This window comes from Massilia violaceinigra (assembly GCF_002752675.1).
Lineage (GTDB): Bacteria > Pseudomonadota > Gammaproteobacteria > Burkholderiales > Burkholderiaceae_D > Telluria_A > Telluria_A violaceinigra.
Window position 1 is genome coordinate 1,512,660 of sequence record NZ_CP024608.1, and the last position, 24,880, is coordinate 1,537,539.

Below are 24,880 nucleotides of genomic sequence, written 5' to 3' on the forward strand. Positions count from 1 at the left end.
GTCAGACGGGCTGGTCGGCAGCCCGCTCGTGCTCAGGCGGTGCCGCTTCCGCTGTGCGCCTCTTGCAGGTGAAAATATAGCCGCGATCGAATTCGTTATCGAAATAGCGGCTGTATTTCATTTTCACCATACCGTGCTCGACGTCATAATCGTCCAGGATGTCATCGAGCTCGTCGTCATCCGTGTCGATGATTGTCACGTTTGCAATCATCATCCGCTCGGGATTGCTGCACACTGCATAGTATTGATCGACGATATAGCTGATCGCCGCAGGTCTATGCTCACGATCGGCCCAGTGCGCGGAAACGGTAAGTTCCCATGCTGGCTCCAGCCCGGCCCATGGCAAAAGCAAGGCGAAAAAGGTCAGCTCTCCTTTTTCTTCGGAAATCTCGCGTTCAATTACCGCCATTTTGTTCAATAAGACCTTCAATTCCGCTTTCATATACTCCTCACAAGAAACGATGCGGCAGCAAGCCTGGCACGCGCCGCACTTCCAGGTACAGCCCCGGGCGGTCGATAGCGTTCTTCAGGTGACCAATCTTTTACATTCGACCAGTGGGAGATATATTTGGTTCGAACTTTTTCTTGATGACCTGTCAGGTTAAGCAGTGTTTCAAGATAATGCGTGCGAAATGAGGTATAGCGTTCAAACTCGTGGCGCGACTCGGGATATCCATTCCAACGCAAGTTGGCGCAAATCCTTGCTTTCAGGATCAACTCGACCGCGTATCCGCTGAGGTAAGCCGACCCGTCGAACTGTTGGGTGACCAGGAGAGCGGTGGCCTCATGCAGACGCGTGCGAGCGAGCTTTTCAAGATCGGCGATGGTGAGCATGATGGGCAGTCGGGAGGATTCACATCAACCAGTCTGACGCCGAAAACGAACGCTTGTTTGCGCCCCCTCAATCGCGTTCAGCTCTGCGGTAAATCCTGCGCAATGCCGGCCGCGCCCGCCAGTGCCTGCTCGCGGCAAATGCGGTCGACCGTTTTCAGCAGCACCGGCATGCGGTGCGGCCCGTGCATGGCAGCGATGTGTTCCTTCGCCTCCGCCAACTCAAGCCCGATGCAGGTAATGAACAGCGGCTTGATGCTGTCGCCGCGCAGCAGTTTGTAGTTGTCGCCGATGCCGGCATACGACGTTTTCGCCACGCCGATGACTTTGGCCTTGCCGTCCAGCGCATCGTACAGATGCTTGCCCAGTCCCGCGTGAGAATGCCCGTCGAGGAACACAAAGCCATCGATGACGACGACCTCGGGAAGCTGGTCGAGTTCGCCGAGCAGGGCCAGGATGCACGGCAGCTCGCGCTTGTAGAATTCCCCCGGAACATACTCCCCGACGCCGGCCTGCTTTTTGCAGATAGTCGCCGCTGGCGTCAAGGCATCCCAGCGCTCGAACAGCAGCCCCGCGGCATAGCCGCAATCGGCATCGTATTGCACGTCGACTGCTAATATCATCAGGCATTTCTCCTTGGCGGAAACAAAGCCGGCCGTCAATATTGCTTAACCGGGGTCTGACCTCGATTGAGCAACATTGACGGCCGGTATGGATGCGAACTATGCCGCAGAGCCTACGGCAGGTATCAGCCAGCCAGCTTTTTCTTGAGCAGCTCGGTCAGCTCGGCCGGGTTGGCCTTGCCTTTGGATGCCTTCATGGCCTGGCCGATCAGCGCGTTGATGGCCGCTTCCTTGCCGGCGCGGTATTGCTCGACCGATTTGGCGTTGGCCGCCAGCACATCGTCGACGATCTTTTCCAGCGCGCCGCTGTCGGAGATGGTCACCAGATCTTTTTCCTTGATGACCACGTCGGCGATGTTTTCATCGTTCGATTTGGCTTCCCACATGCCCGCAAACACTTCCTTGGCGCTCTTGGTGGAAATCGTGCCGTCGGCAATGCGCTTGATCATCAGCGCCAGTTGCGATGCTTCCACCGGCGAATCGGCGATGTCGACGTTTTCGCGGTTCAGGGTCGAGGCCACGTCGCCCATCAGCCAGTTGGCCGCGGTCTTGGCTTGCTCTTTTCCGGTCTTGGCGACGACAGCTTCGAAGTACGCGGCCATCTGTTTCGACGAGGTCAGGAACAGGCTGTCGTATTCCGGCAAGCCGTAGTCGTTCGCGAAGCGCGCACGCATCGCGGCCGGCAGTTCCGGCATGTCGGCCTTGATGCGCGCGACCCACTCGTCGGAAATGAGCAGCGGCGGCAAGTCCGGATCGGGGAAGTAGCGGTAATCCTGCGCGTCTTCCTTGGTGCGCATCGAGCGCGTTTCCTTCTTGTCCGGGTCCCACAGGCGCGTGGCTTGCTGCACTTTGCCGCCATCTTCGATCAGGTCGATCTGGCGCCGCACTTCATAGGCGATCGCTTCTTCCATGAAACGGAAGGAGTTCAGGTTCTTGATCTCGCAGCGGGTGCCCAGTTCCGTCGTGCCAACCGGACGCACCGAGACGTTGACGTCGCAGCGGAACGAGCCTTCCTGCATGTTGCCGTCGCACACGCCCAGCCACACGACCAGGGTATGCAGTGCCTTGGCGTACGCCACGGCCTCGGCCGCGCTGCGCATTTCCGGCTCGGACACGATTTCCAGCAGCGGCGTACCGGCGCGGTTCAGGTCGATGCCGGTCATGCCTGCATAGTCTTCGTGCAGCGACTTGCCGGCGTCTTCTTCCAGGTGGGCGCGCGTCAGGTTCACAGTTTTGGTCTGGAACTGGCCATCTTTTTCGAAGCCGAAGGTGAGCTGGCCGCCGATGACGACCGGATCGGCGAACTGGCTGATCTGGTAACCCTTGGGCAAATCCGGGTAAAAATAGTTTTTGCGCGCAAACACCGATTCCGGCGCGATTTTCGCGTCGACCGCCAGGCCGAAACGGATCGCGCGTTCGACCGCGCCGCGGTTCATCACCGGCAGCACGCCCGGCAACGCCAGGTCGACCGGGCTGGCCTGGGTGTTCGGCTCGGCGCCGAACTGAATCGAACTGCCGCTGAAAATCTTGGAGTTGGTCGTGAGCTGCACGTGGTTCTCAAGACCGATGACGACTTCCCATTGCATAGTGTTCTCTTTTCTTGTCAGGTTGCCGGTGCGCACGCGGTGCGCACCCGGCGAAATCAGATGCCGGCCGGCGCGCGGGTGTGCCAGTCGGTCGCCAGCTGGTACTGGTGGGCAATATTTAGCAGCTTCGCTTCGGCAAAGTAATTGCCAATGATTTGCAGGCCCACCGGGCGCTTGCTGTTCTTTTCGCCCTGGCCGAAGCCGCACGGGACCGACATGCCGGGCAGGCCGGCCAGGCTGGTCGACAGGGTAAAAATGTCGGCCAGGTAGTTGGCGACCGGGTCGTTGGCCTTGTCGCCCAAGTCCCAGGCGACGGTTGGCGCGACCGGGCCCATGATGACGTCGCAGGTGTTGCCCAGCGCGGCCTGGAAGTCGTCGGCGATCAGGCGCCGGATCTTCTGGGCCTGCAGGTAGTAAGCGTCGTAATAGCCATGGCACAGCACGTAGGTGCCGACCAGGATGCGGCGCTGCACTTCGGGACCGAAGCCTTCGGCACGCGACTTTTTGTACATGTCTTCGAGGTTCTTGTATTCGCTGGCGCGGTGGCCGTAGCGCACGCCGTCGAAGCGCGACAGGTTCGACGACGCTTCCGCCGGGGCGATCACGTAGTAGACAGGGATCGAGAGCGACGTTTTTGGCAGCGAAATGTCAACCAGGGTTGCGCCCAGTTTCACAAATACGTCGAGCGCGGCGCGCACGGCTTGTTCGACGTCGGCCGCCAGGCCTTCGCCAAAATATTCTTTTGGCAAGCCGATGCGCAAGCCCTTGAGCGGTGCGTTCAGGTCGCGCGTGAAGTCTTCGCGCACATTGCCCTGTTCGGCCGTCAGGCTGGTCGAATCGCGCGCATCGAAGCCGATCATTTCATTGAGCAGCATGGCGCAGTCTTCGGCGCTCTGGGCGATCGGGCCGCCCTGGTCGAGCGAGGACGCGAACGCGATCATGCCGAAGCGCGACACGCGCCCGTAGGTCGGCTTGATGCCGGTGACGCCGCAAAACGCGGCCGGCTGGCGGATCGAGCCGCCGGTATCGGTGGCGGTGGCGGCCGGCGCCAGGCGCGCGGCAATCGCCGCGGCCGAGCCGCCCGAGGAGCCGCCCGGCACGGCCAGCGTGTCCCACGGATTCTTGACGGCGCCAAAGGCCGAGTTTTCGTTCGACGAGCCCATCGCGAATTCGTCGCAATTGAGCTTGCCCAGGGTGACCATGCCGGCGCGGTTGAATTTGTCGACCACGGTGGCGTCGAACGGGCTGGTGTAATTGGCCAGCATCTTCGAGCCGGCCGTCGAACGCCAGCCTTTGGTGACGAAAATATCCTTGTGCGCGATCGGAATCCCGGTCAGCGGGCCGGCATTGCCGGAGGCGAGGCGCACATCGGCGGCGCGCGCTTGTTCAAGCGACAAGGCTTCGTCGACCTGCAGGAAGGCGTTCAGGTCGCTCGCTTTGGCGCGCTGCAGGAAGTGGGTGGTCAGCTCGGTGGCGGAAACCTGTTTCGCGTGCAGGAGCGCGGACAGCTGTTGAATGGTTTTAGTATGCATGGCGGATGCTCGGCTGACGTAATTGCTCGGTTTGCTCGGGAGTGTGCCCGGTACTCGGCGACGCGCGCGGCGCCGGTCGGACGAAGAGGGTGGGCGGCCGTTATTCGATCACTTGCGGCACCAGATACAGGCCGTCCTGGGTCTTCGGCGCCGGCGCCTGGTAGGCTTCGCGGGCGTTTTCCTCGGTCACGACGTCGTCGCGCAGGCGCAACGGCAGCTTGCCCAGGATGGCCGCGAGCGGGTGCGAGAGCGGCTCCACGCCGGTGGTGTCGACATCCTTCATCTGCTCGGCCAGCGCGAAAATACCGTTCAGTTCCGCCAGCGCGATGTCGGCGTGGGCCTCGTCCATCTCGAGTTTGGACAGATAGGCGATTCGATTTACATCTGATAGTGTCAGGGACATGAAATTTGCGCGGCGCGGGCCGCGTTCAAAATGTGGTGGACGAATAGTGAAGTTTCGATAACAGAGCGCTAAAGCCGATAAAAGCTTCCTAAAGGCCCTGATCTCACAGGGGGAATAGGCGCGCAAAACACCGGTTTTTCAGCGATTAACGCGCAAATTATAAGGTAGAATGGCGGGCTAATGCGTTGTCGGCGCCGAATAGGAGTGGCCGCAGCATGCAAACGGCCGTGCCGGTGCGGGAAGGTAGCGCGCGGCGGCTGTTTATTTCGTAGCGTTTTTCTACTCATTTTAATGCTTACGCGCAGCCCGTTGCGCATCAGGACACTCATGTTTGGTTTTTTACGCAGCTACTTTTCCAGCGATCTGGCCATTGACCTCGGTACGGCGAACACCCTGATTTATGTACGCGGCGAGGGCATCGTCCTGGACGAACCTTCCGTCGTTGCGATCCGCCAGGAAGGCGGCCCGAACGGCAAAAAGACGATTCAGGCAGTCGGCAAACAGGCAAAGCAAATGCTCGGCAAGGTCCCTGGCAATATCGAGGCGATCCGCCCGATGAAAGATGGCGTGATCGCCGACTTCACCGTCACCGAGCAGATGCTCAAGCAGTTCATCCGCATGGTGCACAACACCAAGGTCTTCCGTCCTTCCCCCCGCATCATCATCTGCGTTCCCTGCGGTTCGACCCAGGTCGAGCGGCGCGCGATCCGCGAATCGGCGCTCGGCGCCGGCGCTTCCCAAGTCTACCTGATCGAAGAACCGATGGCGGCGGCCATCGGCGCCGGCCTGCCGGTGTCGGAAGCGACCGGCTCGATGGTGGTCGACATCGGCGGCGGCACCACCGAAGTGGGCATCATTTCGCTGGGCGGCATGGTCTATAAGGGCTCGGTACGGGTGGGCGGCGACAAGTTCGACGAAGCCATCGTCAACTACATCCGCCGCAACTACGGCATGCTGATCGGCGAACAGACGGCCGAAGCGATCAAGAAGGCCATCGGTTCGGCCTTCCCCGGTTCCGAAGTGAAGGAAATGGAAGTCAAGGGCCGCAATCTGTCCGAAGGCATCCCGCGTTCGTTTACCATTTCGTCGAACGAGATTCTCGAAGCGCTGACCGACCCGCTCAACAACATCGTCTCGGCCGTCAAGAACGCGCTCGAGCAGACCCCGCCGGAACTGGGTGCCGACATCGCCGAAAAAGGCATGATGCTCACCGGCGGCGGCGCCCTGCTGCGCGATCTCGACCGCCTGCTGATGGAAGAAACCGGCCTGCCGGTGCTGGTGGCCGAAGACCCGCTGACCTGCGTGGTGCGCGGCTCCGGCATGGCGCTCGAGCGGATGGACAAGCTGGGTTCGATTTTCTCGTACGAGTAAGTCCGAGCCCGTAGCGAGCCGCGAGCGCGCCGGCTTGCACTGCCGGCGCGGCCGGCGTACCGTTCAGATCTTCGGCTTGCAATGCGTTGTACAACCCGGACAGACCAGGTTGAACAATGTGTGCAAGCCGGAGGTCTGACCCCGTGCCGCACCGGGACAGGTTGTTAGCACCGATTATTGGATTTCATGGAATACAGTCCTCCGCCACTCTTCAAGCAAGGCGCCCCTGCCCGGGTCAAGGTGACGGTTTTCGCGTTTATTTCGATCGCCCTCCTGATGATCGACGCCCGCGTCCATGCGCTGGCCACGGTGCGCCAGGTGGCCGGCACCGTCCTGTATCCGCTCCAAATGGCGGCCCTGATGCCGCGCGAGGCGCTGGCCAACATGGGCAGCTACTTCTCTTCCATTTCCTCGCTCAAGCAGGAAGTGCGCGATCTCCAGGTCGCCCAGGTCGCCGTCGCCGAAAAACTCCAGCAAGCCCAGCTCCAGAGTGCGGAAAACGCCCAGTTGCGCAAACTGATGGGCGCGCGCGAGCATGTGCCGGTCAAGACCATGCTCAGCGAGATCCTGTACGACGCGCGCGACAGTTCCAGCCGCAAGATCGTGCTCGACCGCGGCAGCCAGAACGGCGTGGCGCTCGGCCAGCCGGTGATCGATAACGCCGGCGTGGTGGGCCAGGTCACGCGTGTATTCCCGTTCACCGCCGAAGTCACCCTGCTGACCGACCGCGAACAGGCCATTCCCGTGCAGGTGCTCAGAAACGGCTTGCGCAGCGTGGCCTACGGGCGCGGCCAGTCCGGCACGCTCGACCTGCGCTTCGTGGCACCGAACGCCGACATCCAGGTCGGCGACGTACTCATTACCTCGGGCATGGACGGGGTCTACCCGGCCGGCCTGGCCGTGGCCAAGGTCACCAAGGTCGAGAACAGCGCCGCCGGCGCCTTTGGCGGCGTGGTGTGCCAGCCGCTGGCCGGCATCGACCGCAACCGCCATGTGCTGATCCTCACCACGCTGCCGCAAGTGCCGGCCCGCCCGCCTGAAGAGCCGCCGGTGCCGTCCAAGAAGAACCTTCCCAAGATGACACCGATCAAAGAGGGTGCCGTCCCGATTGCCGCCGCCGCGCCGAAAACGCCGGCGCCGGTGGTGCCCGCCGCCAGGACCCCGGCCACGCCGTCGCGCGCGCCCGCCACGCCGGCCCGCGCGCCGGTCCCGGCGGCTCCCGCGCCCGCACCCAAGGAAGCGACCCGATGAACCGCCCGCACTACATCCTGCTGCCCGTCAGTCCGCTGTTCATTACCTTCAGCCTGACCTGCGCTTTCATGCTCAATCTGCTGCCCTGGGGGCACTGGATCGGCGCGCCCGACTTCGTGGCGCTGGTCCTGGTGTTCTGGGGCATCCACCAGCCGCGCAAGGTCGGCATCGGCGTCGCCTTTTTCATGGGCCTGCTGATGGACGTGCATGACGCCACCCTGCTCGGCGAGAACGCGCTGGCCTACACGCTGCTGTCCTACCTGGCCATCATGATTCACCGGCGCGTGCTGTGGTTTCCGGTGCTGACCCAGGCGCTGCACGTGTTTCCGCTGCTGCTGGCCACCCAGGCCATCCAGGTCATCGTGCGCGTGATCGTCTCGGGCAAATTCCCGGGCTGGATGTACTTCATCGAGAGCGTGGTGGGCATCGCGCTGTGGCCCGTGATTACCTGGATGCTGCTGGCGCCCCAGCGGCGCGCCGTCGACCGCGACCATACGCGCCCGATCTGATGGTGCGGCTGCGTCATGACTGAATTAACCAATAACGACCGCGAAATCCACCTGTTTCGCCTGCGCGTGGTGGCGCTGATCGCGCTCGTCTTCGTCTGCTTCGGCGCGCTGGTGGCGCGCCTGGTGTTCCTGCAGGTGGTCAAGCACGACGACTTTGCGGCGCTGGCCGAAGACAACCGCATCGCCATCGTGCCGATCGTGCCCAACCGCGGCCTGATCGTCGACCGCAAGGGCGTGGTCCTGGCGCGCAACTACTCGGCCTACACGCTCGAAATCACCCAGTCCAAGCTGCGCAACACGCTCGACTCGGTGATCGACGAATTGTCGACGCTGATCGAGATCGAGCCCAAGGACCGCAAGCGCTTCAAGACCCTGCTGGCCGAGTCGAAGAATTTCGAGAGCGTGCCGCTGCGCACCCGCCTGACCGACGACGAAGTGGCGCGCTTCGCCGCCCAGCGCTTCCGTTTTCCCGGGGTCGAGGTGCAGGCGCGCCTGTTCCGCCAGTACCCGCTGGGCGAAACCGCCTCGCACGTGATCGGCTACATCGGCCGCATCAACCAGAAGGAAGCGAAGGAACTCGAAGAGCGGCCCGACAAGGCGAACTACAACGGTACCGACCATATCGGCAAGGAAGGGCTGGAAAAGAGCTACGAAGCGCAGCTGCACGGGCGCACCGGCTACCAGAAGATCATCCGCACCGCCAGCGGGCGCGCGGTCAGCATCCTGTCGCGCACGGAAGCGACCGCCGGCAGCAACCTGATTCTGTCGATCGACATCGAACTGCAAAAGATCATCGAAGAAGCCTTCGGCGAGTACCGCGGCGCGCTGGTCGCCATCGAACCGGAGACGGGCGACATCCTGGCGTACGTGTCGCGTCCCGGGTTCGACCCGAACCTGTTCGTCGACGGCATCGACACCCAGAGCTGGAACGAACTCAATACCTCGCTCGACCGCCCGCTGATGAACCGCCCGCTGCAGGGCACCTATCCGCCCGGATCGACCTTCAAGCCGTTCATGGCGCTGGCCGCGCTGGAACTGGGCAAGCGCACGCAGAACCATACGATTTCCGACGCCGGCTATTTCACCCTGGGCGGCCACACCTGGAAGGACGACAAGGTGGGCGGGCACGGCATGGTCAGCCTGACCGATTCGATCATCGTCTCGTGCAATACCTACTATTACCAGCTCGGCAACGATCTCGGCATCGATGCGATCCACGACTTCATGAAGCCGTTCGGTTTCGGCCAGAAGACCGGGATCGACCTGGAGAACGAAAAAATTGGCGTGCTGCCCTCGAAAGACTGGAAGAAGGCACGCTTCGCCAAGAACAAACTGATGCAGACCTGGGTCGGCGGCGACACCGTCAATATCGCCATCGGGCAGGGCTTCAACAGCTTCACCATCCTGCAGCTGTCGCACGCGGTGGCCACCCTGGCCAATAACGGCGTGGTCATGAAGCCGCACCTGGTCAAGATTGTCGAAGACAGCAGCACGCGCGCGCGCGCCCTGACGGTGCCGAAGGAAAGCGCGCGCATCCCGCTAAGCCAGGGCAACATCGATTTCATCAAGCGCGCCATGGTCGGGGTGTCCGAGCGTGGCACCGGCAAGACCGCGTTTGCGAACGCCGGCTACATCGCCGCCGGCAAGACCGGCACCTCGCAGGCGGTGGGCCTGCGCCGCGGCGAGAAGTACAACGCCAAGAACGTCAACGAACGCCTGCGCGACAACGCGCTGTACATCACCTTCGCGCCGGCCGACAAGCCGCGCATCGCGGTGGCGCTGATCGTCGAAAACGCCGGCTTCGGCGGCGTGGTGGCGGCCCCGATCGCGCGCAAGGCGCTCGACTACTACCTGCTGGGCAAGCGCCCGGTGGGCAAGGACGGCACCAAGGTGCCCAAGGAAGACGTGGAACTGCTGCCGCTGGAAGAACTGAAGACCGATACGGCCACCGAAATGCCATACAAGCCGGGCGCCGAAACGCCGGCACCGAAGGAGTGACGGCCATGCGCATCAACGAACGGCGCTCGCTGTGGCGGCGCGCCAAGCCTTACCTGCTGGTGTTCGACGCGCCGCTGGCCATGGTCATCTTCCTGCTGCTCGGTACCAGCCTGGTGACGATGTACTCGGCCGGCGCCGATTTCCCCGGCCGCATCGAAGGCCAGTTGCGCAACATGATGATCGCATTCGTGGTCATGTGGCTGGCGGCCCAGGTGCCGCCGCAAACCCTGATGCGCCTGGCCGTGCCGATCTACACGGTCGGCGTGACCTTGCTCATTGCGGTGTTCCTGTTCGGCGTGATCAAGAAGGGCGCGCGCCGCTGGCTGCACATCGGCTTCGACATCCAGCCGTCCGAGATCATGAAAATCGCCATGCCGCTTATGCTGGCCTGGTACTTCCACCAGAAGGCGGGGCTGGTGCGCTGGCATTCGTTCATCATCGCCACCGTGCTGCTGGCCGTTCCCGTGGGCCTGATCCAGCTGCAGCCCGACCTGGGCACCTCGCTGCTGGTGCTGGCGTCGGGCTTCTACGTGATCTTTCTGGCCGGGCTGTCGTGGAAGGCGCTCATCGGCCTGTTCGTGGCCGGCGCCGCCAGTTTGCCGGTGGCCTGGTCGCTGATGCACGACTACCAGCGCGAGCGGGTGATGACCCTGATCGATCCGAACGCCGACCCGCTGGGCAAGGGCTTCCACATCATCCAGTCGGTCATCGCGATCGGCTCGGGGGGGCTGAGCGGCAAGGGCTGGATGAAGGGCACCCAGGCCCACCTCGAATTCATCCCCGAACGCACCACCGACTTCATTTTCTCGGTCTTTGCGGAGGAGTTCGGGCTGATGGGCTTCCTCGGGCTGCTGCTCTTGTACCTGCTGCTGATCGGGCGCGGCCTGATGATCGCGGCCAACGCACCGACCCTGTTTGCGCGCTTGCTGGCCGGCGCGATCACGATGATCTTCTTTACGTACGCCTTTGTGAACATGAGCATGGTCAGCGGCATCCTGCCGGTGGTGGGCGTGCCGCTGCCGTTCATGAGCTACGGCGGAACCGCTTTTGTGACCCTCGGACTGGGGGCAGGTATACTGATGAGTATCCAGCGGCACCGCAAGCTGGTGCAAACCTGACCCCGGAGACACAATGGCGGTAACACGAGCGCTTCCACCTTCCATTGCGCTGAGCGCACTGGCCTTGCTGCTGACCGCCTGCGCCACCGACCCGGAAGGCCACCGGCGCATGCTGCCGATGCCTGCCCCGGGCACCCCGGCGGCCAAACACGGCGATGTCGGCAAGAACCTGCCGCGCATGCCGCGTGCCGGTTCCGGACGCGGCGGCTACTACCAGGATGACGGCCCGGGCGACAATCCGCCGGCTAACCTGCTCGATGTGCCCGATGCCGTGGTCAAGGCCGAACCGTATGCGCGCTACGCCAACCGGCCCTACGTCGTCTTCGGCAAGACCTACACGCCGATATTGCACGAGCAGCCATTCCGGCAGCGCGGCGTGGCGACCTGGTACGGCAAAAAATTCCATGGACAGAAAACCTCGTCGGGGGAACTGTACGACATGTACAAGATGACGGCGGCCCATCCGACCCTGCCGATTCCTTCGTACGCCCGCATTACCAGCCTCGATAGCGGCAAGCAGGTGGTGGTGCGGATCAACGACCGCGGCCCCTTTCACTCGAGCCGCGTGATCGACGTGTCGTACACGGCGGCGCTCAAACTCGGCCTGCTCGGCAAGGGCACCCACACAGTGGAAGTGGAACGGCTGCTGCCCAACGCGCAGGAGCGCATCGCCACCATCAGGCGCCTGGCGCCGGAGCCGGACGGGGAAGTGAGCACGATGGCGGTGGACATGCCGCCGCCGGGCGAAAGCAGCGCGATCACGGTGACGGCCCCCGCCTTGGCTCCCGCCTTGGCGCCCGCGAGCGCGCCTGTGGCGGCGCCGCCACAGGTGCTGACGCAGCCGGGGTTTTACCTGCAGCTGGGCGCATTTGCCCGGGCCGACAAGGCGGCCGATGTGCGTGCCCAGATCGCGGCCACGGGCGGGGCGCTTTCCGCCGTCGAAGTGGTGCAGGGCGGTGCGCTGCACCGCCTGTTCAGCGGCCCATTCCCGAGCCGGGCCGACGCCATGCAGGCGCTGCGCGATCTGCCATCGACCCTGCGCCTGAAACCGATCGTCGTACAGCGCTGACCTGGGCCGGGCGCGCTGGCGTCATTTGCAGCTGCGCGATTCCTGATCCGGAAAGCGCGCCACGATCGCATCGACCTTGGCCTTGGCGGCCGGTTCGAGCGCGCGGAAGCGATACGCCATTTTGGTCGCCTGGCTGGTGCGTCCGGCCACCTTGGCGCCGACCACGCCCTGCTTGGTGAGCGTCGCCAGCAAGGTCTGGGCCGACGTCTCCGACTTGAACACACCGAGCGAAATCGCGTACTTCATCGGGCTGTTATCGTTCATGATGAAGTAACTGGTGATGCCGAGTTCCTTCAGTTCGGCCGCCTTGCGGTCGGCCGCTTCCTTGCTGCCCGGGGAAGGGATGAACACGATATGGCTGGTGACCTCGGGGACGGCGACGTTTTCGCGCGTCTGGCGCTGGCCCAGCGCCAGCGGCGAGAGCATGGCTTCGAAGCGGCGCGCTTCCGGCGGCGCGAAATTTCCAACCAATGTGCAGGCAACCAGGTCCGGCTTCGGCTCCGGCTTGGGTTCCGGCTTCGGCTCGGCGGGCGCTGGCACCGCGGCGGCGGGCTTGGTCATGACCAGCACCGGCGTTGGCGGGGCGACCACCGGCTCGGGTTCGGCCGCCGCTTCCGTGTCCGGCGATGGCAGCGGGCGCGCGGCGACCAGCTTGATGTTCTCGGTGGCGAGCTGGTTGCGCATGCGGCCCGGCTCGCGCTCGTTTTCCCTGAAGTTGCCGAGCATGCCCTGGCCGTACGCGAACAGCACGGCATTGATGGCAAGGAGGGTCCAAAATATGAATTTCAACACGGGCTATCCTGGAGTGGCGAAGACGTGACGGTGGAATGAAGGCCGATCAGGACGATATTATCGACGATCCGGTGATCGATCGGGAGCCTGAGCACGGGGCCGATGTACTGGGCCGCGCCGCCCGAGACGATGCAGGCGGTCGCGCCATGCAGGGCGCAGGCGCGTTCGATGGCGCCGGCCTGCGCCGACAGGCAGCCCGACAAAATGGCGTCGGCGGTATTGTCGGCAAAGCCGGCCGGCAGGGTGGCGCCCGGCGCGACCTCGGGCAGCTGCGCCGTATTGCGCGCCAGCGAGGTGGCCATCAGGCCCAGGCCGGGCAGGATCATCCCGCCCAAAAATACCCCGTCTGCGCTGACCGCATCGATGGTGGTGGCGGTGCCGCAGGTGGCGACGATGAGCGCCTGGCGGGGCGCCAGCGCGCGCGCGCCGAGCGCCGCGGCGAAACGGTCGCAGCCAAGCTGGGACGGATTGCGGTAGGCGTTGCGCATGCCGGCCAGCTGCGCCGTTGATGCGAACCAGCTGATCGCGGTGGTCGGAATCATCAGCTGCAGCTGGTCGCGCAGCTTGCTGCCGGCGACGTTCGACACCAGTGCGCGCTTGACGCCGTGCTGCGCCCAGCTGGCCGGCAGGTGATTGAGGTCGGCGTGGGCGACGGCGCCGCTGGCGATCCAGACGCCAGGCGCGGCGCCGTCCTCGGCCAGCGCCCATTTGATACGCGTATTGCCGGCGTCGATCAGCAGCAGCATCTCAGTGCTCCCGCACGCGCAGCGACACGTCGCCGGCGACGATGGCGATGCGCCCGCCCGCCGTGTCGAGCAGCAGGCGCGCGCCATCGTCCACGCCGGCGGCCACGCCTTCGTGCAGGGTGGCGCCGCGGTCGATGATGACCACCGGCAGGCCATGATAAGCATGCAGGCGGTTCCAGCGCGCGCAGAAAGGCGCAAAGCCGCCGTGCGCGAACTGGCCGAGGTTGGTGGCCAGCACGCCGAGCACCTGCGCCATGAGCGCATTGCGGTCCATCTGCGCCAGCCACGGGGCGGCCGCCACGCTGCGGCCGATGCGCTGTTCCATTTCGTCGGGCATGAGCAGATTGAGGCCGGCGCCGATCACCGCCCACACGCCGCCGCCGGGCGCAGCCTGGGTTTCGATCAGCACGCCGGCCAGCTTGGCGCCGTCGCGCAGCACATCGTTGGGCCACTTGAGCTGGACCGGCACGCCGAGCGCGCCGAGGGCGTCGGCCAGCGCCACGCCGACCGCCAGCGGCAGGCCGGCCAGCTCGCGCAGCGGTCCGGAAAAATGCCAGGCCAGCGAAAACGTCAGGGCCGAACCGGGCGCCGACAGCCAGCTGCGCCCGGCGCGTCCGCGCCCGGCCGTCTGGTGCTCGGCCACGCGCAGCACGGGGCGCGCAAGGCCGGCGGCGCGCGCCAGCAGGTCGGCGTTGGTCGATCCGGTTTCGGCCACGACTTCGATATCGATGCCGACCTGGTCCAGCGCACGGTAGTGGCGTGCGAGCGCGGCGGCGTCCATCCCCAGGCTGGAAGAGGCGGCGAGGGCGTCGTTCATGGCGTTTCCTTTGCCTTGCGTGCCTTATGCGGCGCGTTCACGAAGGCCAGATCGTACAGGGTATCGGGCAAGAGGCGCAGCAGCTTGGCCACCACCCCCATCTGCCACGGGATCACGCGATAGCTGGTGCCGGCGTCGATGGTGCGCGCGGCCCTGGCGGCAAAGCGCTCCGGCGACATCAGGAAAGGCATCGGATAGGCGTTGTGTCTGGTCATGGGGGTATCGATGTAGCCGGGCGCGATGGTGACCACCTTAACGCCGTGCGGCTTGAGTTCGAGCCGCAGCGACTCGCAATAGCAGCGCAGCGCCGCCTTGGACGCGCTGTAGGCGCCGGCACCGGGCAGGCCGCGCACGCCGGCCACGCTGCCGATGCCGACCAGGCGGCACGGCGTCGCCTGGGCTTTCATGGTGGCGATGAAGGGCGCGAAGGTGGCCACGGTGGCGCTCACGTTGGTGGCCAGGATGGCGTCGAACACCGGCATGTCTTCGGCATATTCGGTCAGGGTTCCCACCGAAATGCCGGCGCAGGCGATGACGATATCGGCGCCGCCGAGGCGTTCGATGAAGTCAAGGGCGGCCGCCGCCAGCGCGGCGCGGTCGGTGACGTCGAGCGCGTACACCGCATGGCGTTCGGGATTGGGCAATTGCGCGCGCAGGGCGTCGAGCGCGTCGCGGCGGCGCGCCACCAGGCCGACGGTCGCGCCGCGCGCGGCGTACTCGCGCGCCAGCGCCGCACCGAGCCCGCTCGACGCGCCGGTGATGAACACGCGGTTCATTGGGCGCGCGCCGGCATGGTTATTTCTTTTCCGCTGCCGCTTTGGCGACGAGATGATCCATCACTTGCAGCGCCATTTGCTGTTGCTGCGCTTCGGTGGCGGCGCTCGCGCTGGCGCCGGCCAGGTGGGGCGAGGTAAGGTACTTGCCGCCGATGGCCACCTGCGGCCACTCCCTGATCTGGTACGACGCCACCATGCCGTTGGCGCGCGACAGCCTGGCCTGGATACCGAAGGAGCGGTACACATCGATGAATCTGGCGCGGTCGATGCCGGCGCTGGCGGCCCAGTCGAACACCTGCTCGTCGTTGCCGAAGCGCTGGTGCTGCTGGTGCAAGGCGGTGAACACCTTGGCGTGGTATTGCGGCACCAGCTCCATCGACTCGAGCGTGTAGTACAGGCGCTGCTGCGGCACCACGGCCGGCGTGTGGCCGAGGTGGACGCGCTTGAAGACGATCTTGTCGCCCTGTTTTTTCACCCACTCGGCCAGCGCCGGCTCGAAGCTGGCGCAGTGAGGGCAGGAGTAGGCGAAAAATTCGGTGACTTCGACTTTCTGGCCGGCGTCGGTGTTTTGCGCCCCGGGCAGCGTCACATAGTCGGTGCCGCTGACCGGCGCTTCGGGCGAGGCAGTGGCGTGGCTGCCGGCGCCGCACAGGGCCAGCGCGAGCATGATCTTGAAAAGAGTGGGCATGCGGGTTTTCCGTGGTGTCGTGGGTTATTTCTGGTTGCGCACGATGGCGACGTCGATGCCGGCGTCGACCAGCTTGGCGCGCGCCTTGTTCATCGCCTCGACCTGGCCGTAAGGGCCGATGCGCACCCGGTGCAGCACGCCGCTGTCGTTGGCGCGCTCGCTGATGACGGCCTCGAAGCCGAGCAGGGCGAGCTTGGCGCGCGTGTTCTCGGCGTCGGCCACTTCGCGGAAGGCGCCTGCCTGCAGGTAGTAGGTGATCTTTTCCTCGGCCGGTTCGGCCGCCGCGGTCGGGGTCACATTCTGGGCGGACGGCGCGGCGGCGACCTGGGTTGGCGCCGGTGCCGGCGCAGGTGCCGGCTTCTCCGGCTTCTCCTTCATGTTGGCGATGGCCGCGCCCAGCGGATCGGCTTCGGCCGGGGTGGCGGCCTTGGGCTTGTCGGTGATCTGCTTGTTGGCGGCGCGCGCCGCTTCCTTGTTCCCGTACAGCGGCTTGTTCGGATCGGCCGCCTGGCCGGCGGTCGGCTCGCCCATCTTGCCGGCCTTGCCGGTTTTATCGGTAAAGGGCGTGGCGCCCTTGGTGATCGCCAGTGCCACCGCGACAGCGATCACCAGGCCCACGATCAGGCCGATGACGATGCCGGTGAGGGTATTGCCTTGCTGGTGCTTGAGCGGTAGTTTGAGCCGAGGGCGGGAATCGCGTGTCATTGGAGCTTTCAATCGAAGAAGCGGTTACATTTTTTCCGGCGCCGACACGCCGATCAGGGCCAGGCCGTTGCGCAGCACCTGGCGAGTGGCGACCATCAGCGCCAGGCGCGCCAGCTTGAGGGCCTCGTCGTCGACCAGCACGCGTTCCGCAAAGTAGAAGCTGTGCAGGTTGGCCGCCAGGTCGCGCAGGTAGAACGCCACCTGGTGCGGACCGAGTTCGCTCTGGGCGCGCGCCAGCGTTTCCGGATAGGCGGCCAGGGTCGCCAGCAAGGTCATCTCGGTCGGTGCGGTCAGCGGCGCCAGATCGGCCGAGGCCAGGGACGACAGCTCGCCCGTGAACTGTTCGAGCATGCGGCAGATGCGGGCGTGCGCGTACTGCACGTAATACACCGGGTTCTCGTCCGACGTTTTCAGGGCGACGTCGACGTCGAACACGAACTCGGTATCGGCCTTGCGCGAGATGAGGAAGAAGCGCACGGCGTCGCGGCCGCGGGCGATGTCGCCGTCGCCCGACCATTCGATCAGGTCGCGCACCGTCACGTAGGAACCGGCGCGCTTGGAGATCTTGACCTCGGCGCCATCCTTCATCACGGTGACCATCTTGTGCAGCACGTAGTCCGGGTAGCCCTGCGGGATTTCCAGGCCGACCGCCTGCAGGCCGGCGCGCACGCGCGCGATGGTGCCGTGGTGGTCGCTGCCCTGGATGTTGATGGCCTGGGTGAAGCCGCGCTGCCATTTGACGATGTGGTACGCCACGTCCGGCACGAAGTAGGTGAAGCCGCCTTCGGACTTGCGCATCACGCGGTCCTTGTCGTCGCCGTAGTCGGTGGTGCGCAGCCACAGCGCGCCATCGAGTTCATAGGTCTTGCCGGCCTTGATCAGGGCCTCGACGGCTTTTTCCACTTTGCCGTCGGCGTACAGGGACGATTCGAGGTAGTAGTTATCGAACTTCACGCCGAAGGCCTGCAGGTCGATATCCTGCTCGTTGCGCAGATAGGTGACGGCGAACGGGCGGATCGAATCGAGATCGTCGACGTTGCCGCTGGCGGTGGCAGGCAAGCCGTCGCTGGCCGAGACGGTTTTGCCGGCCAGGTAATCGGCGGCGATATCGGCGATGTAGTCGCCGTTGTAGGCCGACTCGGGCCATTCGGCGTCGTCCGGCTTGAAGCCGCGCGCGCGCGCCTGGACCGAATTGGCCAGGGTGGCGATCTGCACGCCGGCGTCGTTGTAATAGAACTCGCGGGTGACGGCGTAGCCTTGCGAATCGAACAGCGCGGCTAATGCGTCGCCCAGCGCGGCCTGGCGGCCGTGGCCGACGTGCAGCGGGCCGGTCGGATTGGCCGAGACGAATTCGAGGATGACTTTCTTGCCGGCGCCGGCGTCGCTGCGGCCGTAAGCCTGGCCTTCGGCGAGGATGGTCTTGACGACCGACTGCTTGGCGGCGGCGGCCACGCGCAGGTTGATGAAGCCCGGGCCGGCGATATCGGCGCTGTCGACGAGGGTCTTGCCGGCCGGGTTATCGAGTAGGGCGGTGACGATTTTCTGCGCCAGTTCGCGCGGATTCATCTTGAGCTGCTTGGCCAGCTGCATGGCGATATTGCAGGCGATGTCGCCGTGCGACGGATCGCGCGGGCGCTCGAGGACGACGGATGGCGTGATGCCGGTACCGTCGAGGACAGGAGCGAGGGCGGCCTGGAACAGGGCGGCGATTTCTTGTTTTTGTGAGGCGAGCATGAGTGGTGATCTGTAGAGTAGTCGAGCGGTGGCAGTGCCACGGGCAATAGTAGCTCAATTATACTGGTTTGCCGCCCCTCTGAGTCCGCCCTCGCAGCCCATCGACGCCGGCGCCTCGGTCAAAAATTCCTTAACCGGGGTCAGAGCTCTGACTAGCAACAAAAATACGACTAGTCAGCGCTTTGTCCACAATGAATGCGCTAAAGCAGCGCACGCAAAAGTACCGTGCCCCTAGGGCGGCTTGGCGCTGCCTTTCCGTCTGCAGAGATGGTGATTGTAGGAAGAATGTTTCTAATTAAAGCTCTGACCCCGGTTGTAGGATTTTCGGTTGAGTGAGTGCGTCGGAGCTCTGACGGCGGTGGTAGGATTTTTCGGTTGGGTAAGGGTTGGGCGTTGGAAGAATGTGTTGTCATAAAGGATCGTTTAAGCCTGTGCGGGGGCTAAACCGGTACAATTGCACCTTTATAAAGTAGCGCTAAGCCGACCCCGACCATGACTAACAAGCGTCCGACGCTCTCCATCAAACCCGCCGCGGCCAAAGCGGACAAGCCGGCAGCGCCGCGCATGCGCGCCAGTTTCGAGGTCAAGCCCGTGCTGCAGCCCGGCTATCGCCCCGATCTGAAGCCCGATTCGCTCGCGCTGTGCCTGCTCGGCGCGGCCAATGCCGTGGCCCAGGTACGCGGCGGTGCAGCCCTGCCGCAGGCACTGCTGACCGCGTTCGGCGTGACCGCCGCCGCGCCCCAGGCGCGCGGGGCAATCCAGGATATCGCGTACCGCACCATGCGCCAGCTCGGCCGCAGCGAGACCCTGCTCGGCCTGATGACATCAAAGGCGCCGGAACCGCCGATGCTGGCCAGCCTGCTGTGCTGCGCCCTGACCCTGATCGATACCCCGGACGGCGCCGAGCCGCCGTATGAAGTATTTACCGTCGTTGACCAGGCCGTCACGGTGGCCAGCTCGCACCCGGACATGGCGCACGCCAAGGGCATGGTCAACGCCGTGCTGCGCCGCTTCCTGCGCGAACGCGAGGAGCTGCTCAAGACGGCGCTGATGCAGCCGGTGGCGCAATGGAATTATCCGCAGTGGTGGATCGACGCCGCCAAGGCCGCCTATCCGGCCAACTGGCAAGCCATCCTGGCGGCCGGCAACGCCCAGCCGCCGTTGACCTTGCGCGTGAACGTGCGCAAGACCACGGTCGAGGCTTATATACAGTTGCTGGCCGACGCCGGCATGGCGGCCACGCAAATCGGCCCGTCCGCCGTGCGTCTCGAGAAGGCCCTGGGCGTGGCCCTGATTCCCGGTTTCGACGAGGGCCTGGCCTCGGTGCAGGACGCCGGCGCGCAGCTGGCCGCGCCACTGCTCGATGTGCAGGACGGCATGCGCGTGCTGGACGCCTGCGCCGCCCCCGGCGGCAAGACGTGCCACCTGCTGGAACTGGCGCAGCTGGAGCTGACCGCGCTCGATTCGGACCCCATGCGCCTTGAGCGCGTGGGCGAAAATCTGGAACGCCTTGGCCTGTCGGCGACGCTCAAGGCGTTCGAGGCGCAGACCAGCGTGTGGTGGGACGGCCAGCAGTTCGACCGCATCCTGGCCGACGTGCCGTGCACGGCGTCGGGCATCGTGCGGCGCCACCCCGACATCCGCTGGCTGCGGCGCAAGGGCGATGCACTCCAACTTGCAACACTTTCGGCCAAAATTCTCGACAACCTTTGGCAGATGCTGCGCCCGAATGGTAAATTGCTGTTCGTGACATGTTCGCTCTGGCCCCAGGAATCGGAGGCGCAGGCCGCCGCATTCGCGGTGCGCCACAATGCGACCCGCCTCGCCGCGCCGGGACAGTTGCTTCCGACCGGTACCGCCGTGCAGGATCATGACGGATTGTTCTACGCCCTGTTTCAAAAAAACGCGACGTAACGGGTCCTTCGACTATGCGAACTTTTAAAACTCTGGCCCCCCTGTGACATTACGATTTTTCCGCCTTCTCGCCTGCCAGCTGCTGCTGATGTTCGCGTCCGTATGCGCGTGCGTGCCGGCGTGGGCGGCGGGAGTGGTGGACGTCACGCATGCCCATATCGAGGCGACCGACGATGGCTACCGCCTGGCGGCCAGCTATGCCTTCGAGCTCAACGAGGGGCTGGAAGACGCCATCAAGCATGGCGTGCAGCTGTACTTCACCACCGAAATCGAACTGACCCGCCCGCGCTGGTACTGGTATGACGACAAGGCGGTGTCGGCGCGCCAGACCATCCGGATCTGGTACAACGTGCTCACGCGCCAGTACCACGTGTCGGTACTGGGCAGCATGGCGCAGAGTTTTCTCACCCTGGAAGACGCGATGGTGCTGATCCGCCGCCCCAGCCGCTGGGTGATCGCGCCGAAGGGCGCGCTCAAGCGCGGCGAGACCTACAACGTCACCCTGCGCATGTTCATGGACCGCGAACTGCTGCCCAAGCCGATGCAGGTCAATGCGCTGAACAATTCCGACTGGCGCCTGGCTTCCAAGAACAAAACCTTCCCCTACACGGCGGAATAAGCGGTGAATCAAGCCTTGCGCTATGCAGTGATCGTCGGCGCCGCTGTCGTCAGCATCCTGCTGTTCCTGCTTGCCTCGGCATCCGACAATTCCGGCTTCTTCGACCGTTACTACACCTGGCTGCTCGGCCTGAACGCGGCGGTGGCCGGCGCGCTGCTGGTATTCGTGGTGGTGGCGCTGGCGCGCCTGTATTCGCGCTACAAGAGCGGCAAGTTCGGCTCGCGCCTGATGGCGCGCCTGGTGCTTCTGTTCGCCGGCATCGGCATCCTGCCCGGCCTGGTCATCTTCCTGGTGTCGGTGCAGTTCGTGTCCAATTCGATCGAGTCCTGGTTCAACGTGAAGATCGAGGACGCGCTCGAATCGGGCGTGAGCCTGGGCGTGGCCGCGCTCGACCAGGCGCGCAGCGAACTGGGCGCCGTCGGCGAGATCAGCGCGGCCACCATCGCCGGCCAGGATGCGGTGGCGTCGCACGATATCCTCACCCGCCTGGTGCGGGAACAGGAGGGCATGCTCAGCGCGGTCGTCATCGGCCAGGACGGCAGGATGATCACCAGCGCGGTCCAGGGACGGCGCGACCTGAAGGCCGATCTGCCCACGCCGGCGATGCTGCTGCAGGCGGTGATGCCGGGCGGGTATTCGGTGGCCGAGGGCGGGGTGGAGCGCGATTTCAAGGATGTCAACGGCAACCACGGCCCGCCGGCCAATGCGCTCGACGGCGCCACCAGCCTGCGCCTGCGCGTGGTGCTGGCCATTCCCGAGCCGCCGGGCGCGGCGCCGCGCTTCCTGCAGCTGATGCAGGCGGTGCCGGTCAAGCTGGCGCTCAACGCCGAGGTGCTGCGCAACGCCTACAGCGAGTACCAGGAGCGCTACGTGGCGCGCACCGGCCTGCGCAAGATGTATATCGAGACGCTGACGTTGACCTTGCTGCTGGCGATCTTCGGGGCGATCGCCAGCGCGTTCGTGATCGCCGGCAAACTGGCGCAGCCGCTGCTGGTGCTGGCCGAGGGCACGCGCGCGGTGGCCGAGGGCGACCTGTCGCCGCGGCCGATCGTGGCCACCTCCGACGAACTGGGCACGCTCACGCAATCGTTCAACACCATGACCGGCCAGCTGTTCGAGGCGCGCAGCGCGGTCGAGCGCAACCGCGCCGCCCTGCAGAGCGCCAAGGCGCACCTGGAGTCGGTGCTGGAAAATATGTCGGCCGGCGTGATCGTGCTGGACGCCGATTCGAAACTGGTCAGTTCCAACGAGGCGGTCGAGCGCATCCTGCAGCACAACGTGGCCGGCCACATGGGCATGGCGCTGGCTGCCATCGACGGGCTGGAAATGTTCGCGCAAGCCATCGCCAAGGCGTTTTCGACCCAGAGCGCGCAGAGCGCGGCCGGTTCGCCCCGCAAGCAGACCCACTGGCAGCAGCAGATCGAAATCCCGCGCCGGCTCGGCACCAGCGACGACCATGACATCACCCTGCTGGCGCGCGGCTCGCGCCTGCCGGTGGGCGCCGGCAGCGGCTACATCGTGGTGTTCGACGATATTTCCGATGTGATCTCGGCGCAGCGCTCGATGGCCTGGGGCGAAGTGGCGCGGCGCCTGGCGCACGAGATCAAAAATCCGCTCACGCCGATCCAGCTGTCGGCCGAGCGCATGCAGATGAAGCTCGAATCGCGCCTGCAAGGGACCGACCGCGACCTGCTCAACAAGGGCACGGCCACCATCGTCAACCAGGTCGACGCCATGAAGCGCATGGTCGATGACTTCCGCGACTATGCCAAGGCGCCGCCGGCGGTGCTCGACAAGCTCGATCTGAATGCCCTGGTCGGCGAAATCCTGCATATGTACCTATCCGGCGACGAAAGCGATATTATTCATGCTGAGCTTGCCGATAACCTGCCGGCGGTCATGGGCGATGCGACCCAATTGCGCCAGGTGATCCACAATCTGCTGCAAAATGCGCAGGATGCGATGAGCGAGCGCGGTCCTGACGCGGCAGCGGCGCGCATCGATATCACGACCGAGGCGATTCATTACCAGGGGGCGAACGGGGCCGGAACCGCGGTGCGCCTGTCGATTGTCGATAACGGACCGGGATTCGCCCCTAAAATCCTGTCGCGCGCATTCGAGCCGTATGTCACGTCGAAAGTGCGCGGGACCGGGCTGGGACTGCCGATGGTGAAGAAAATCGTCGATGAACACGGCGGTAAGATCGAGATACAGAACCGCAGTGACGGAACTGGCGCGTCGGTGTTGATTTTACTGTTAAAGTTAGCACCGGCCAGCGTTGTGGCGTAAGCGTTGAACTAAGAATAAAATCGCGGCTGTGAGCGGTATGCGCTGCATGCCATTGGAGCGGGCAAAAAGAGGAAGGCAAACACATGGCAAACATTCTCGTAGTTGATGATGAAATGGGCATCCGCGAGTTACTCTCGGAAATTTTGGGCGATGAAGGCCATGCGATCACGCTCGCCGAAAACGCGCAGCAGGCCCGTGACGCGCGCGCGGCGGGGGCACCGGACCTGGTGCTTCTGGATATCTGGATGCCCGATACCGACGGCGTCACCCTGCTCAAGGAGTGGCAGCGCGACGGCTTGCTGACCATGCCGGTCATCATGATGTCGGGACACGCGACCATCGATACCGCGGTCGAGGCAACCCGGATCGGCGCGCTCAACTTCCTCGAGAAGCCGATCGCGCTGCAAAAACTGCTCAAGGCGGTGCAGCAGGGCCTCACGCGGGCCCAGGAAGTGGTGCGCGCGCCGGTAATCGCGCCGCGCCCGATGCTCACGCCCCAGCCCGAGGAAAGCCCGTTGACGGCGTCGGCCATGTTTTCGGCGCAAACCCCGCAATCGGCCATCGCGCCGCGCATGGGCGGCTTGCCGAACGGGGAAGGGCATGGCTTCAACCTCAGTTTCGACCTGCCGCTGCGCGAGGCGCGCGACGCCTTCGAACGCATGTATTTTGAGCATCATTTGGGACGCGAGGGCGGCAGCATGACCCGCGTGGCCGAAAAAACCGGACTCGAACGCACCCACCTGTACCGCAAGCTCAAGCAACTCGGCGTCGAGCCGGGCAAGCTGGCTAAAAAGAACGGATGACCGCGGCGCCTGCGCGCAGGGCTGCCCTGACCCTGGTCACGGGCGGCTCGGCGCCGCAGCGCGAGGCCGCCATCGCGGCGCGCCTTGCGGCATCGTCCGCTGCCGGCCTGTGCGCCGTGCTGCTCGAAGGGTTGCCATCCGGCCAGCCCCTGCTATCCCCCTCCCACGACCTGCAAGTGCACCGGATCGCGCCCGGCTGCCTTTGCTGCACCGGCAATCTCGTTTTACGTGTAACATTAAATCGGACCCTGCGTCTGCGCCCCGACTGGCTGTTCATCGGGCTGGCCGCCACGGACCACCTTGATCAGTTGAGATCGTGGCTGCAAGACCCGCCATACGATCAGCTGTTGGAACTGACAGCGGACCTGCACACTTGAAATCGGTCCGCATAGCCCCACCTGCCCTGATGAGCACAGTGGAACGTCTGATCGAGCGAAGGAGCAATAATGAACATGATCTACAACAGTGAACAGTACAGCGTGGTCGAGTTCGGCGTCGATCACAATCTCGAAGCCTTGCGCTTCGGCGGATATGAAATCGTCGACAAATCCGGACGCCGTGAAGCATTTATCGGCGGCAAACTTGCGCAATCATTCAGGCGCGACGTCAACAACCTGATCGCCAGCGAACCAACCATGGAAGAAATCGATGATTTCCTCGGTTCGTATGACTCGCTGATGAGCCAACCGGTGTTGTTGCACTAATA

Annotated in this window: 25 protein-coding genes; 12 read left to right on the forward strand and 13 right to left on the reverse strand. The window is 64.5% G+C overall.

The features are described from left to right. Position 1 precedes the first annotated feature (1 nt). The 6 genes from CR152_RS06780 to gatC all read right to left on the reverse strand — a co-directional run bounded on the left by CR152_RS06780 (position 2) and on the right by gatC (position 4,975). Positions 2-442 carry a hypothetical protein gene (locus tag CR152_RS06780; RefSeq protein WP_099874226.1) on the reverse strand — a complete coding sequence of 147 codons (441 nt, stop codon included), beginning with the start codon at positions 440-442 and terminating at the stop codon, positions 2-4. Then, complete coding sequence (locus tag CR152_RS32735) at positions 439-834, reverse strand: hypothetical protein (RefSeq protein ID WP_157778365.1); 396 nt, start codon at positions 832-834, stop codon at positions 439-441. The genes CR152_RS06780 and CR152_RS32735 overlap by 4 nt, the downstream gene beginning before the upstream one ends. A 77-nt stretch (positions 835-911) precedes the next feature. Continuing rightward, complete coding sequence (locus CR152_RS06785) at positions 912-1,454, reverse strand: endonuclease V (protein WP_099874227.1); 543 nt, start codon at positions 1,452-1,454, stop codon at positions 912-914. Between the two features lie 125 nt (positions 1,455-1,579). Further along, on the reverse strand, positions 1,580-3,040 hold the full coding sequence (gene gatB, locus CR152_RS06790) for an Asp-tRNA(Asn)/Glu-tRNA(Gln) amidotransferase subunit GatB (protein ID WP_099874228.1): 1,461 nt from the start codon (positions 3,038-3,040) through the stop codon (positions 1,580-1,582). 56 nt (positions 3,041-3,096) lie between these two features. After that, positions 3,097-4,572, reverse strand: coding sequence for an Asp-tRNA(Asn)/Glu-tRNA(Gln) amidotransferase subunit GatA (gatA, locus tag CR152_RS06795; RefSeq protein ID WP_099874229.1), 1,476 nt, complete (start codon positions 4,570-4,572; stop codon positions 3,097-3,099). Positions 4,573-4,672: 100 nt separating this feature from the next. Next, positions 4,673-4,975 carry an Asp-tRNA(Asn)/Glu-tRNA(Gln) amidotransferase subunit GatC gene (gene gatC / locus CR152_RS06800; protein WP_099874230.1) on the reverse strand — a complete coding sequence of 101 codons (303 nt, stop codon included), beginning with the start codon at positions 4,973-4,975 and terminating at the stop codon, positions 4,673-4,675. A 327-nt stretch (positions 4,976-5,302) separates the two neighbouring features. Between gatC and CR152_RS06805 the strand changes: the two genes are divergently transcribed. The 6 genes from CR152_RS06805 to CR152_RS06830 all read left to right on the forward strand — a co-directional run bounded on the left by CR152_RS06805 (position 5,303) and on the right by CR152_RS06830 (position 12,291). Beyond that, a complete protein-coding gene (locus CR152_RS06805) occupies positions 5,303-6,346 on the forward strand; it encodes a rod shape-determining protein (protein WP_099874231.1) in 1,044 nt (347 codons plus the stop codon). Positions 6,347-6,532: 186 nt separating this feature from the next. Then, a complete protein-coding gene (gene mreC / locus CR152_RS06810) occupies positions 6,533-7,597 on the forward strand; it encodes a rod shape-determining protein MreC (protein WP_099874232.1) in 1,065 nt (354 codons plus the stop codon). Next, positions 7,594-8,106, forward strand: a complete 513-nt coding sequence (gene mreD, locus CR152_RS06815; protein ID WP_099874233.1) for a rod shape-determining protein MreD — start codon at positions 7,594-7,596, stop codon at positions 8,104-8,106. Before mreC ends, mreD begins: the two co-directional genes overlap by 4 nt. Positions 8,107-8,121: 15 nt before the next feature. After that, complete coding sequence (mrdA, locus tag CR152_RS06820; RefSeq protein WP_099874234.1) at positions 8,122-10,104, forward strand: penicillin-binding protein 2; 1,983 nt, start codon at positions 8,122-8,124, stop codon at positions 10,102-10,104. A gap of 5 nt (positions 10,105-10,109) precedes the next feature. After that, the gene (rodA, locus tag CR152_RS06825; protein WP_099874235.1) at positions 10,110-11,222 is read left to right on the forward strand and encodes a rod shape-determining protein RodA; all 1,113 of its coding nucleotides are present in this window, start codon (positions 10,110-10,112) and stop codon (positions 11,220-11,222) included. Positions 11,223-11,235: 13 nt separating this feature from the next. Then, on the forward strand, positions 11,236-12,291 hold the full coding sequence (locus tag CR152_RS06830) for a septal ring lytic transglycosylase RlpA family protein (protein ID WP_229413301.1): 1,056 nt from the start codon (positions 11,236-11,238) through the stop codon (positions 12,289-12,291). 21 nt (positions 12,292-12,312) lie between these two features. On the opposite strand, the gene CR152_RS06835 is transcribed toward CR152_RS06830, so the two are convergent. The 7 genes from CR152_RS06835 to argS are packed head-to-tail and all read right to left on the reverse strand — an operon-like array spanning position 12,313 to position 18,549. Further along, positions 12,313-13,083, reverse strand: a complete 771-nt coding sequence (locus tag CR152_RS06835; RefSeq protein WP_099874236.1) for an SPOR domain-containing protein — start codon at positions 13,081-13,083, stop codon at positions 12,313-12,315. Further along, positions 13,077-13,829, reverse strand: coding sequence for a type III pantothenate kinase (locus CR152_RS06840; protein ID WP_099874237.1), 753 nt, complete (start codon positions 13,827-13,829; stop codon positions 13,077-13,079). Before CR152_RS06840 ends, CR152_RS06835 begins: the two co-directional genes overlap by 7 nt. Position 13,830: 1 nt before the next feature. Further along, on the reverse strand, positions 13,831-14,610 hold the full coding sequence (locus CR152_RS06845) for a biotin--[acetyl-CoA-carboxylase] ligase (RefSeq protein ID WP_099882061.1): 780 nt from the start codon (positions 14,608-14,610) through the stop codon (positions 13,831-13,833). Positions 14,611-14,642: 32 nt separating this feature from the next. Continuing rightward, complete coding sequence (locus tag CR152_RS06850; protein WP_099874238.1) at positions 14,643-15,422, reverse strand: SDR family oxidoreductase; 780 nt, start codon at positions 15,420-15,422, stop codon at positions 14,643-14,645. Positions 15,423-15,441: 19 nt separating this feature from the next. Then, entirely contained in the window at positions 15,442-16,110 is a 669-nt protein-coding gene (locus CR152_RS06855) for a thiol:disulfide interchange protein DsbA/DsbL (protein WP_099874239.1), read from the reverse strand. A gap of 24 nt (positions 16,111-16,134) precedes the next feature. After that, entirely contained in the window at positions 16,135-16,815 is a 681-nt protein-coding gene (locus CR152_RS06860; RefSeq protein ID WP_099874240.1) for an SPOR domain-containing protein, read from the reverse strand. A 24-nt stretch (positions 16,816-16,839) separates the two neighbouring features. Beyond that, the gene (gene argS, locus CR152_RS06865; RefSeq protein ID WP_099874241.1) at positions 16,840-18,549 is read right to left on the reverse strand and encodes an arginine--tRNA ligase; all 1,710 of its coding nucleotides are present in this window, start codon (positions 18,547-18,549) and stop codon (positions 16,840-16,842) included. Between the two features lie 492 nt (positions 18,550-19,041). Between argS and rsmB the strand changes: the two genes are divergently transcribed. The 6 genes from rsmB to CR152_RS06895 all read left to right on the forward strand — a co-directional run bounded on the left by rsmB (position 19,042) and on the right by CR152_RS06895 (position 24,878). Beyond that, positions 19,042-20,463 carry a 16S rRNA (cytosine(967)-C(5))-methyltransferase RsmB gene (rsmB, locus tag CR152_RS06870; RefSeq protein ID WP_099874242.1) on the forward strand — a complete coding sequence of 474 codons (1,422 nt, stop codon included), beginning with the start codon at positions 19,042-19,044 and terminating at the stop codon, positions 20,461-20,463. Between the two features lie 43 nt (positions 20,464-20,506). Then, positions 20,507-21,082 carry a DUF4390 domain-containing protein gene (locus CR152_RS06875; RefSeq protein ID WP_229413302.1) on the forward strand — a complete coding sequence of 192 codons (576 nt, stop codon included), beginning with the start codon at positions 20,507-20,509 and terminating at the stop codon, positions 21,080-21,082. A gap of 3 nt (positions 21,083-21,085) precedes the next feature. Next, the gene (locus tag CR152_RS06880; RefSeq protein WP_099874244.1) at positions 21,086-23,371 is read left to right on the forward strand and encodes a sensor histidine kinase; all 2,286 of its coding nucleotides are present in this window, start codon (positions 21,086-21,088) and stop codon (positions 23,369-23,371) included. A gap of 83 nt (positions 23,372-23,454) precedes the next feature. Continuing rightward, entirely contained in the window at positions 23,455-24,174 is a 720-nt protein-coding gene (locus CR152_RS06885; RefSeq protein ID WP_099874245.1) for a response regulator, read from the forward strand. After that, positions 24,171-24,551 carry a GTPase gene (locus tag CR152_RS06890; protein WP_099874246.1) on the forward strand — a complete coding sequence of 127 codons (381 nt, stop codon included), beginning with the start codon at positions 24,171-24,173 and terminating at the stop codon, positions 24,549-24,551. Before CR152_RS06885 ends, CR152_RS06890 begins: the two co-directional genes overlap by 4 nt. A gap of 69 nt (positions 24,552-24,620) precedes the next feature. Next, entirely contained in the window at positions 24,621-24,878 is a 258-nt protein-coding gene (locus CR152_RS06895; RefSeq protein ID WP_054266260.1) for a BTH_I0359 family protein, read from the forward strand. Positions 24,879-24,880 lie beyond the last annotated feature (2 nt).